This is a genomic window from Streptomyces niveiscabiei (genome assembly GCF_001419795.1).
Taxonomy (GTDB): Bacteria; Actinomycetota; Actinomycetes; order Streptomycetales; family Streptomycetaceae; genus Streptomyces; species Streptomyces niveiscabiei.
Window position 1 is genome coordinate 1 of the sequence record NZ_LIRL01000510.1, and the last position, 10,112, is coordinate 10,112.

Consider the following 10,112-nt stretch of genomic DNA (forward strand, 5'->3'; position numbering starts at 1 on the left):
GACGCCGGGCGCTCGGGCGGGGCCGGCTTGGGGCGCGGCTGCTCGGGCTGGCGGTCGGCGGGCGCCGTACGGTCGTGCTCCACCGGCGCCGCGGTGCCGTTCTGGCCACGCGACGCGGGCCCCGAACCACTCTCGGGCTTGGCGGCGGTCAGGTGTTGGGCCTCGTCTGGCAAGAGGACTCCTCGTGCGCGATCCGGGTCCCCGGTCAGGCTCCGGAGCCCCCATCGTAGCGATCCCGCGCCCGGGCATCGCCTCCAGCCGCCTGTGAGAGCCGTACACGGGAGGAACACGAGGGGTGGACAGGGGCTTCCCCGCAGGCGTACGCGGGGGAACGAGGGCAGGGGCGCGTTTCGGCCATACGCATGCGTAAGGCGGGCCCGGGAGACCCCGGGCCCGCCTCGCGCGGTGCTCAGACGGTGAGCAGCGACTCCACGGGAGCGCCGTCCAGCGCGGACTCCAGGCGCGGGCGGCCGTTCAGGAACGTCAGTTCCATCAGGATCGCCACCCCGGAGACCTGGGCGCCGGCGCGGTGGATCAGCTGGATCGCCGCCTCCGCCGTGCCGCCGGTCGCGAGGACGTCGTCCACGACGAGGATGCGGTCCTCGGGCGTGAGGTCCTCGGCGTGGATCTCGATCTCCGCCGAGCCGTACTCCAGGTCGTACGACTGGGAGAGGGTGGCGCCGGGGAGCTTGCCGGCCTTGCGGACCGGGACGAAGCCGAGGCCCGCGCGGACGGAGACGGGGGCGCCGAGGATGAAGCCGCGCGCTTCGAGGCCGACGATCTTCGTGGCCCCGGTGCGCACCGCGATCTCGGCGAACGCGTCGGTGAGCGCCGTGAACGCGGCCGGGTCCGCGAGCAGCGGGGTGATGTCCTTGAACATCACGCCCGGCTCGGGGTAGTCCGCGACGTCACGGATACGGCTGAGCAACAGCTCCTTGATGTCGGTCACCGGCGCTTCCCCGAGGGACGGCCACGGCCCCGGCCACGGGACGCGGGCTGGTTGCGGGGGCCGACGACAGCCGCGGCGGCGTCGTCGTCGTACTCCTCGGCCCCCTCGCTGCTCGCGTCCTGGGGCTGCTCCACCTCGGTGGCGGCCTGCGAGCGCTTGGCGAGGACCCGCTTGCGCAGGGCCTTGATCTGCGGCTCGCGCTCCTTGAGGTCGGCGACCAGCGGGGTGGCGATGAAGATCGACGAGTACGCGCCGGCCGCGAGGCCGACGAACAGCGACAGGGAGATGTCGTTGAGCGTGCCCGCGCCGAGGAAGCCACCGCCGATGAACAGCAGCCCGGCGACCGGGAGCAGGGCCACGACGGTCGTGTTGACCGAGCGGACCAGCGTGCCGTTGATCGAGTGGTTCGCGATGTCGCTGTACGTCGACTTCGTCTGCTTGGTGATGTCCTTCGTCTGCTCCTTGAGCGAGTCGAAGACGACGACCGTGTCGTACAGCGAGTACCCGAGGATCGTCAGCAGACCGATGACCGTACCGGGCGTGACCTCGAAGCCGACGAGGGCGTAGATGCCGACGGTGATCGTGATGTCGTGGATCAGGGCGACGAGCGCCGCGATGGCCATCCGCCACTCGAAGGCGATCGCCAGGTAGATCACGACGAGGACCATGAAGATCGCGAGGCCCTGCCAGGCCTTGTTGGCGATCTGGTCGCCCCAGCTCGGGCCGACCAGGTCGGCGGCGATCTTCTCGGTGTCGACCTTGAAGTCGGCGGCCAGCTTGTTCTTGATCTGGTCGGACTGCTGGGTGTCCATGCCGGCGATCTGGATGCGCAGCGAGCCGTTGCCGAGCTTCTGCACGACCGCGTCGTGGCCGGACGCCTCCTTGGCGTAGTCCTCCGCCTGCGAGACGGAGACGCTGGTCTTCGGGGTGGTGAAGACCGCGCCGCCCTGGAAGTCGATGCCCATGTTCAGGCCGCGCACCGCGAGGCCGACGATCGCCAGGATGGTGATCAGGATCGAGACGCCGTACCAGATCTTGCGGTGGCCGATGAAGTCGTAGGAGATCTCACCGCGGTGCAGCCGGGCGCCGATGTTCCCGAGTTTCGACATCTCACGCCTCCTTCGGGTCTACGGGGCCGGCGAGCGGGCCGGAGGGACGGCGGGTGCGGCGCAGCGGCGGGTGGGCGCCCAGGCCCTTCGGGTCGAGGCCGGACCACTTGTGGCCGCCGCCGTAGAACTTGGTGCGCGCGACGAGCGTCATCAGCGGCTTGGTGAAGAAGAACACCACCACGACGTCGAGGACGGTGGTCAGACCGAGGGTGAACGCGAAGCCCTGGACCTTGCCGACGGTGACGACGAACAGGACCGCGGCGGCCAGGAACGACACGAAGTCGGAGACCAGGATGGTGCGCCGGGCGCGCGGCCAGGCCCGCTCGACGGCGGGGCGCAGCGAGCGGCCCTCGCGGACCTCGTCGCGGATGCGTTCGAAGTACACGATGAACGAGTCCGCCGTGATACCGATGGCGACGATCGCGCCGCAGACGGCCGGCAGGTTCAGCGCGAAGCCGATGGCCGGGCCGAGGAGCGACATCAGCAGGTAGGTGAGCGCGGCGGAGACCAGCAGCGAGGCGATCGCGATGAGCGACAGGCCGCGGTAGAAGGCGACCAGGTAGATCACGACGAGGATGAGGCCGATGGCGCCGGCCAGCAGACCGGCGTGCAGCTGCTCACCGCCGAGCGCGGCCGTCACGGTCGTCACGCTCTGCTCCTTGAAGGAGAGCGGGAGCGCGCCGTACGACAGCATGTTCGCGAGGCTCTGCGCCTCGTCCGACGTGAAGGAGCCGGAGATCTGCGCCTGGCCGCCGGTGATCGCGGACTGGACGTAGGGGCTGGAGACGACCTGGCCGTCGAGGACGATGCCGAACTCGTTCTGCGGCTGCTGGTTCTGCGCGAGCTTGCCGGTGATGTCGGCGAACTTCTTGGCGCCCCCGCCGGTGAAGTTCATCGTGACCTGCCAGCCGCCGGCACCCTGGGTGTCGATGACCGCGTCGGCCTTCTTCACGTCGGTGCCGTCGACGGCCGCCGGGCCGAGCAGGTACTTGTACCAGACCTTGCTGATCTCACCGCAGGCCACGATCGTGTCGGTGGGCTTGGCGCCCTCGCCGGCCTTGGCGCGCTGCTCGGGCTTCGAGCAGTCCAGGGCGGCGTACGCGGCCTGGAGCTTGGCGGTGTCGCCGCTGGCCGCGCCCGGGGAGGGGCTGGCCGCCGGGGCCGGGGACTCCTTCGCGGACGCGGACGGCGACGGGGTGCCGTCGGCGCGCAGGGAGTCGGTGACCGCGCGGCCCTGCGTCGTCGAGGACGTCGACGGGGACGGCGAGGAGCTCGCCTTCTCGCCGGTGGAGGCGCTGGACGAGGGGGACGCCGAGGGGCTCGGGCTGCCGCTGGGCGACGCCGAGGGGCTCGGGGACGGGGCCGCCGCGGCGCCGGTGGCCTCCTGGGCCAGGACCGGGCGGAAGTACAGCTTGGCGGTCGTACCGACCTGGGCTCGGGCTTCCTCGGAGTTGGTGCCCTTGGGGATGTTCACGATGATGTTGGAGTTGCCCTGGGTCTGCACCTCCGCCTCGGACACGCCCAGACCATTGACACGGCGGTTCATGATGTCGACCGCGGTGTCCATGTTCGCCTTGTTGATCGCCGAGCCCTGGTCGGCCTTGGCCTCCAGCGTGATGCTCGTGCCGCCGGCCAGGTCGATGCCCAGGCGCGGCGTGGTGTCCCCGGTGGCGAACATGCCGCCCGTGAGGCCCACGATGGCGATCAGGATCAGGGCCAGTGAGCGCCCCGGCTTGCTCTGGGCGCTCGCGCTCCTGCCCTTTTTAGGTGCTGCCACCTTCTCGTACTCCCTCTCGGGCCGCCCGCACGCCCTGGTCGGCGTGGCGCGGCTGCCATGACTGGTGTCGGGAATCCCCCGCGAGAAGCGCACACCCCGGGAGGCGCGGGAGCGGCCCGCGCGCCCCGGGGGCGTGACTACTTCTTCGCGTCGGACTCGCCGTCGGTCTTCTTCGGCTCCTCGTCGTTCTCGGACTCGTCCTTCTTGCCGAGGTCGACGGGCTTGTCGTCGGAGGCGGCGGCAGCGTCGGAAGGCCCGTCGGCGTCGGCGGTCTCGGCGGTCTCGGTCTCGGTGAGGGAGGAGGCGTCGTCCGGAACGATGTCGGAGTCGGACTTCAGGTCGGCCTCGATGCCGTGGACGATGCGGTTGTACTCCTCGTCCGACAGCACCGCGCCGACGGCGTTCTTCGCGAAGAGCAGTTCCACACCCGGGCCGGCGTCCAGCAGGATCGTCTCGTCGTTGACTTCCTTGACCGTCGCGTACATCCCCCCGATCGTGCGGACGCCACTGCCGGGCTGCATCTGGTTCCGCATGTCGGCCGCTTGCTGCTGCTTCTTCTTGGCCGACCGGGTCATCAGGAACATGGCCCCGATGAGCACGATGAACGGGAGGAGGGTCACGAGACTCACGGGTCGGAACTTCCTTCACACGACCGCGTCTGCTGAGCGGCCTGATGGATGGGATCTGTGAATGCCGCCGACAAGGGCGGCATCGGCGGAGTCTAAGCGAGTCCGCGTACAGGGAACAACGTTCAGCATGGCACCTGGGTTCCTTACCCGGCCAATACCTCCACCGGTGACCGAGCCGTGTCTTCGCCGTGATGTGGCGCGGGGGCGGGGGGTCAGGTGCCGAACAGGTCCTGCTGGCCACCGGGCCGGGACTGGCTGGGCGGGGTCAGGCCGAGGTGGGACCAGGCGGCGGGGGTCGCCACACGGCCCCGGGGGGTGCGGGCCAGCAGGCCCTCGCGGACCAGGAAGGGTTCGGCCACCTCCTCCACCGTCTCGCGTTCCTCGCCCACCGCGACGGCCAGGGTCGACAGGCCCACCGGGCCGCCGCCGAAGAGTTTCAGGAGGGCCTCCAGGACCGCGCGGTCCAGGCGGTCCAGGCCCCGGCCGTCCACCTCGTACACCTTCAGGGCCGCGCCCGCGATGTCCCTCGTGATCAGGCCGTCCGCCTTGACCTGGGCGTAGTCGCGGACCCGGCGCAGGAGGCGGTTGGCGATACGCGGGGTGCCCCGGGAGCGGCCGGCGATCTCCGCAGCGCCCGCCGGGTCGATCTCCACGTCCAGGAGGTCGGCCGAGCGGTGGACGACGCGCTGGAGTTCGGCCGGTTCGTAGAACTCCATGTGCGCGGTGAAGCCGAAGCGGTCCCGCAGGGGCGGCGGGAGGAGGCCGGCCCGGGTGGTCGCGCCGACCAGCGTGAACGGGGGGAGTTCCAGGGGGATCGCCGTCGCGCCCGGGCCCTTGCCGACGATCACGTCGACCCGGAAGTCCTCCATCGCCATGTACAGCATCTCCTCCGCCGGCCTCGACATCCGGTGGATCTCGTCGAGGAACAGCACCTCGCCCTCCTGGAGCGAGGAGAGGATCGCGGCGAGGTCGCCCGCGTGCTGGATCGCCGGGCCGCTGGTGATGCGGATGGGCGCGCCCATCTCCGCCGCGATGATCATCGACAGTGTGGTCTTGCCGAGGCCGGGGGCGCCGGAGAGGAGGACGTGGTCGGCGGTCGCGCCGCGCGCGCGGGCTGCCCTGAGGACGAGGTCCAGCTGTTCCCTGACCTTCTCCTGGCCGATGAACTCGCCCAGGTCCTTGGGCCGGAGGGCGGCTTCTACGGCTTGGTCCTCGCGGTCCGCTGACGCGCCGACGAGGCGGTCTTCGTCGGTCGTGTCGTCCCAGTTCATTGGTGCGCCTCAGGAATTGGTGGGTTGATATGTGTCGGCGAGTGCGGGTCGTTCGTGGCTGGTCGCGCAGTTCCCCGCGCCCCTAAAAACCTCTACCTGGCCTTGTTCAGAGATTGCAGCGCCGCCTTCAGTAGCTGTCCTACCTGCGGCGTGCCCTCCGCCGCCTCCGCCTGCGGTGTCACCGCCGCCACCGCTTCGTCGGCCTCGCGGGTCGCGTACCCCAACCCCAGCAGTGCCGCGTGGAGTTGATCCCGCCAGCCCAGGGACACCGGCGCCCCGATCGCCGGTGAACCGACCGGCTCGCCCAGCCTGTCCTTCAGTTCGATCAGCAGTTTCTGCGCGCCCTTCTTGCCGATGCCGGGTACGGCGATCAGGGCCTTCTCGTCCCCCGTCGCCACCGCTCTGCGCAACGCGTCGGGCGTGTGGACCGCGAGCATCGCCTGCGCGAGCCTCGGACCGACCCCGCTCGCCGTCTGGAGCAGTTCGAACACCTGGCGTTCGTCGTCGTCCGCGAACCCGTACAGCGTGAGGGAGTCCTCGCGCACGACGAGGGACGTCGAGAGCTTGGCGGGCTGCCCGATGCGCAGGCCCGCGAGCGTGTTCGGCGCGCACTGGACGGCCATCCCGACGCCGCCGACCTCGACCACGGCCGCGTCGGGAGCGAGTGCGGCGACCGTGCCGCTGACGAAGGCGATCATGTCGTACGGCCTTTCGAGGTGTGCAGGGCGACGGCCTGCTGGAGTCGGTTCTGGGCGGGGGCGCGCCAGATGTGGCAGATGGCGAGGGCGAGGGCGTCGGCCGCGTCGGCGGGTTTCGGGGGCGCGTCGAGCCGCAGCAGACGCGTCACCATCGCCCCGACCTGTGCTTTGTCCGCGCGCCCGCTGCCGGTGACGGCGGCCTTGACCTCGCTGGGCGTGTGCAGCGCGACGGGGATGCCGCGGCGGGCGGCGCACAGCATGGCGACGGCGCTGGCCTGTGCGGTACCCATCACGGTGCGGACGTTGTGCTGGCTGAACACGCGCTCCACGGCGACGAATTGGGGCCGGTGTTCGTCGAGCCACTGCTCGATGCCCTGCTCGACGGCGAGGAGGCGGTGGCTCAACTCGGCGTCGGCGGGGGTGCGTACGACCCCGACGCCGACCATGGTCAACGGCCGCCCGGCAACGCCTTCAACAACTCCCACACCACACCGGGTCAGTCCGGGGTCGACCCCAAGTACCCGCACCGCACCCTCCCTTCGCTCACCTGTTTGTGCAGGCTATCCGCTGCCACTGACAACGGCCGACATGACGACGGGCCGACGGGGTGTGTCCCGTCGGCCCGTTCGTGTACCGGGGTGCCGGCTCAGGCGTCGACCGCGGCCATGACGTCGTCCGAGACGTCGAAGTTCGCGAACACGTTCTGCACGTCGTCGCTGTCCTCGAGGGCGTCGATCAGCTTGAAGATCTTGCGGGCGCCCTCCTCGTCCAGTTCGACCTGCATGGTCGGGACGAAGTTCGCCTCGGCGGAGTCGTAGTCGATGCCGGAGTCCTGGAGGGCCGTGCGGACGGCGACCAGGTCGGTGGCCTCGCTGAGGACCTCGAAGGACTCGCCGAGGTCGTTGACCTCTTCCGCGCCCGCGTCCAGGACGGCGCCCAGGACGTCGTCCTCGGTCAGCTCGCCCTTGGGGACGACGATGACGCCCTTGCGGTTGAAGAGGTACGACACGGAGCCGGGGTCGGCCATGGAGCCGCCGTTGCGGGTCATCGCGACGCGGACGTCGGAGGCGGCGCGGTTGCGGTTGTCGGTGAGGCACTCGATGAGCACCGCGACGCCGTTCGGCCCGTAACCCTCGTACATGATCGTCTCGTAGTCGGCGCCGCCGGCTTCGAGACCGGCGCCGCGCTTGACCGCGGAGTCGATGTTCTTGTTGGGGACCGAGCTCTTCTTGGCCTTCTGGATGGCGTCGAACAGGGTCGGGTTACCGGCCGGGTCGGCACCGCCGGTACGCGCCGCGACCTCGATGTTCTTGATCATCTTCGCGAAGAGCTTGCCGCGCTTGGCGTCGATCACGGCCTTCTTGTGCTTCGTCGTAGCCCATTTAGAGTGGCCGGACATCTGCCTGTCTCCTTCGCGTAACCCATCTACCTACCAACGCAGAGATCCTACAAGGACTCCGCAGCCCGGTTCGCGCGCACCATGTCGACAAAGAGCGCGTGCACGCGGTGGTCGCCGGTCAGCTCCGGGTGGAACGACGTGGCGAGAGCGTTGCCCTGGCGTACGGCGACGATATGACCGTCGTACTCGGCGAGCACCTCCACGCGCGCGCCGACCGACTCGACCCACGGGGCGCGGATGAAGACGCCGTCCACGGGGGCGCCGTCGACGCCCTGGACGGCGACCCCGGCCTCGAAGGACTCGTTCTGGCGGCCGAAGGCGTTGCGGCGGACGATCATGTCGATGCCGCCGATCGTCTCCTGGCCCGAGCGGGGGTCGAGGATCTTGTCGGCGAGGAGGATGAGGCCCGCGCAGGTGCCGTAGACCGGCATCCCCGCGCGTACGCGCGCGCGGAGGGGCTCCAGCAGGCCGAACAGGACGGCCAGTTTCGAGATGGTGGTGGACTCGCCGCCGGGCAGGACGAGGCCGTCGACCTCGGCGAGCTCCTCGGGGCGGCGGACCGGGCGGGCCACGGCGTCGGCCGCGGCCAGGGCGACGAGGTGTTCGCGTACGTCGCCCTGGAGCGCGAGCACTCCGATCACGGGAGTGGGCATCGGTGCTTACCAGCCGCGGTTGGCGTAGCGCTCGGTCTCGGGGAGGGTGTCGCAGTTGATGCCGACCATGGCCTCGCCGAGGTTGCGGGACGCGTCCGCGACGATCTTCGGGTCGTCGTAGAAGGTGGTCGCCTTCACGATCGCGGCGGCGCGCTTGGCGGGGTCGCCGGACTTGAAGATGCCGGAGCCGACGAAGACGCCCTCGGCGCCGAGCTGGCGCATCAGCGCGGCGTCGGCGGGGGTGGCGACGCCGCCCGCGGAGAACAGGACGACGGGGAGCTTGCCGAGTTCGGCGACCTCCTTGACCAGCTCGTACGGGGCGCGCAGGTCCTTCGCGGCGGCGTACAGCTCGTTGTTGTCGTAGCCGCGCAGGCGGGCGATCTCGTTCTTGATCTGGCGCAGGTGGCGGACGGCCTCGACGACGTTGCCGGTGCCGGCCTCGCCCTTCGAGCGGATCATCGCGGCGCCCTCGGCGATGCGGCGCAGGGCCTCGCCGAGGTTGGTGGCGCCGCAGACGAAGGGGGTCGTGAACGCCCACTTGTCGGAGTGGTTGACCTCGTCGGCCGGGGTGAGCACCTCGGACTCGTCGATGTAGTCCACACCGAGGGACTGGAGCACCTGGGCCTCGACGAAGTGCCCGATCCGCGACTTCGCCATGACCGGGATGGACACGGCCTCGATGATGCCCTCGATCATGTCCGGGTCCGACATCCGGGCCACGCCGCCGTCCTTGCGGATGTCCGCCGGCACCCGCTCCAGCGCCATGACCGCCACGGCTCCCGCGTCCTCCGCGATCTTCGCCTGCTCCGGCGTCACGACGTCCATGATCACGCCACCCTTGAGCTGCTCAGCCATCCCGCGCTTCACCCGCGCGGTGCCGGTCTCGGGGGCCTGGTTCTCACTGCTGGACACGTACGACCTCACTGAAGTGAAAGGGGGTTTCCTGGAGGGGGGGTACTCCCGAGGAAACTCCCGCCGACCAGTCCACATCAAGGGCCAATGACCAGGCGGTGGATCTTTTCGGGGTCAGTCGGAGTTCTCCCGGACGACGCCGCTCACCTCTCCGCCAGCGCCGCCGGGGGCTCGTCGTCCATTTCGAAGGCCATCGGGAACGCGGCGTGGCCCGCGAGGTGGAACCAGCGGACCTTGCGGTGTTCGCGGAGGCGGCGGGCCGCGCCTACGGCGTCGTTGTGGAAGCGGCGGGCCATGGGGACGCGGCGTACGGCTTCGGTGAGTTCGTGGGCCGCCGCCTCGCCGCCGGGGGCCTCCTTGACCTCGTCGACCTGCTGGTGGTCCGCGAAGACCGCCCTCAGCGCCTGGCTGAGCTCGCTCTCCGCGACCTCCCGCTGCTCCTCCTCCGCCTGCCTCGCCGCGTGCGCGGCCTCGTACAGGACGATCGAGGCGGCCGGGTCCAGCACCCCGGACGTCGCCAGTTCCTGCGCGACCGAGGCCCGCCGCAGCAACTGCGCGTCCAACGCGGCCCGCGCCGCGTCGATACGCGCGTGCAGCCGGTCGAGCCTCCCCGCCGTCCAGCTCAGGTAGAGGCCGATCGCGACGAGAACGACGAGGGTCCAGATCAGGGTTGCGGTCACGGGCGGCAAGGGTAGCGGGGTGCGGGGGTGGGGGG

General features: G+C 70.4%; 11 protein-coding genes. All 11 read right to left on the minus strand.

Features of this window, described 5'->3' with window-relative positions:
- Positions 1-409: 409 nt before the first annotated feature.
- On the minus strand, positions 410-949 hold the full coding sequence (locus AOK24_RS24135) for an adenine phosphoribosyltransferase (RefSeq protein ID WP_055722167.1): 540 nt from the start codon (positions 947-949) through the stop codon (positions 410-412).
- The gene (secF, locus tag AOK24_RS24140; protein ID WP_055722168.1) at positions 946-2,058 is read right to left on the minus strand and encodes a protein translocase subunit SecF; all 1,113 of its coding nucleotides are present in this window, start codon (positions 2,056-2,058) and stop codon (positions 946-948) included. The genes AOK24_RS24135 and secF overlap by 4 nt, the downstream gene beginning before the upstream one ends.
- A 1-nt stretch (position 2,059) precedes the next feature.
- On the minus strand, positions 2,060-3,835 hold the full coding sequence (gene secD / locus AOK24_RS24145) for a protein translocase subunit SecD (RefSeq protein WP_206191259.1): 1,776 nt from the start codon (positions 3,833-3,835) through the stop codon (positions 2,060-2,062).
- Positions 3,836-3,972: 137 nt separating this feature from the next.
- Entirely contained in the window at positions 3,973-4,464 is a 492-nt protein-coding gene (gene yajC, locus AOK24_RS24150; RefSeq protein WP_055722170.1) for a preprotein translocase subunit YajC, read from the minus strand.
- 212 nt (positions 4,465-4,676) lie between these two features.
- Complete coding sequence (gene ruvB / locus AOK24_RS24155; RefSeq protein ID WP_055722171.1) at positions 4,677-5,735, minus strand: Holliday junction branch migration DNA helicase RuvB; 1,059 nt, start codon at positions 5,733-5,735, stop codon at positions 4,677-4,679.
- Between the two features lie 92 nt (positions 5,736-5,827).
- Entirely contained in the window at positions 5,828-6,433 is a 606-nt protein-coding gene (gene ruvA / locus AOK24_RS24160; protein ID WP_055722172.1) for a Holliday junction branch migration protein RuvA, read from the minus strand.
- Positions 6,430-6,960, minus strand: a complete 531-nt coding sequence (gene ruvC, locus AOK24_RS24165; RefSeq protein WP_055722173.1) for a crossover junction endodeoxyribonuclease RuvC — start codon at positions 6,958-6,960, stop codon at positions 6,430-6,432. The genes ruvA and ruvC overlap by 4 nt, the downstream gene beginning before the upstream one ends.
- 119 nt (positions 6,961-7,079) lie before the next feature.
- Positions 7,080-7,832, minus strand: coding sequence for a YebC/PmpR family DNA-binding transcriptional regulator (locus AOK24_RS24170; RefSeq protein WP_055722174.1), 753 nt, complete (start codon positions 7,830-7,832; stop codon positions 7,080-7,082).
- A 47-nt stretch (positions 7,833-7,879) separates the two neighbouring features.
- Complete coding sequence (gene pdxT / locus AOK24_RS24175; RefSeq protein WP_055722175.1) at positions 7,880-8,485, minus strand: pyridoxal 5'-phosphate synthase glutaminase subunit PdxT; 606 nt, start codon at positions 8,483-8,485, stop codon at positions 7,880-7,882.
- A gap of 6 nt (positions 8,486-8,491) precedes the next feature.
- Entirely contained in the window at positions 8,492-9,397 is a 906-nt protein-coding gene (gene pdxS, locus AOK24_RS24180) for a pyridoxal 5'-phosphate synthase lyase subunit PdxS (RefSeq protein WP_055722176.1), read from the minus strand.
- A 143-nt stretch (positions 9,398-9,540) separates the two neighbouring features.
- Positions 9,541-10,086 (minus strand): LemA family protein, encoded by a 546-nt coding sequence (locus AOK24_RS24185; protein ID WP_079056966.1) that lies wholly within the window; start codon positions 10,084-10,086, stop codon positions 9,541-9,543.
- Positions 10,087-10,112 lie beyond the last annotated feature (26 nt).

Coding starts and splice junctions, on each gene's coding strand:
- secF (WP_055722168.1), bottom strand. CDS start 2,058: ATGTCGAAACTCGGGAACATCGGCGCCCGGCTGCACCGCGGTGAGATC.
- ruvB (WP_055722171.1), bottom strand. CDS start 5,735: ATGAACTGGGACGACACGACCGACGAAGACCGCCTCGTCGGCGCGTCA.
- ruvA (WP_055722172.1), bottom strand. CDS start 6,433: ATGATCGCCTTCGTCAGCGGCACGGTCGCCGCACTCGCTCCCGACGCG.
- AOK24_RS24170 (WP_055722174.1), bottom strand. CDS start 7,832: ATGTCCGGCCACTCTAAATGGGCTACGACGAAGCACAAGAAGGCCGTG.
- pdxT (WP_055722175.1), bottom strand. CDS start 8,485: ATGCCCACTCCCGTGATCGGAGTGCTCGCGCTCCAGGGCGACGTACGC.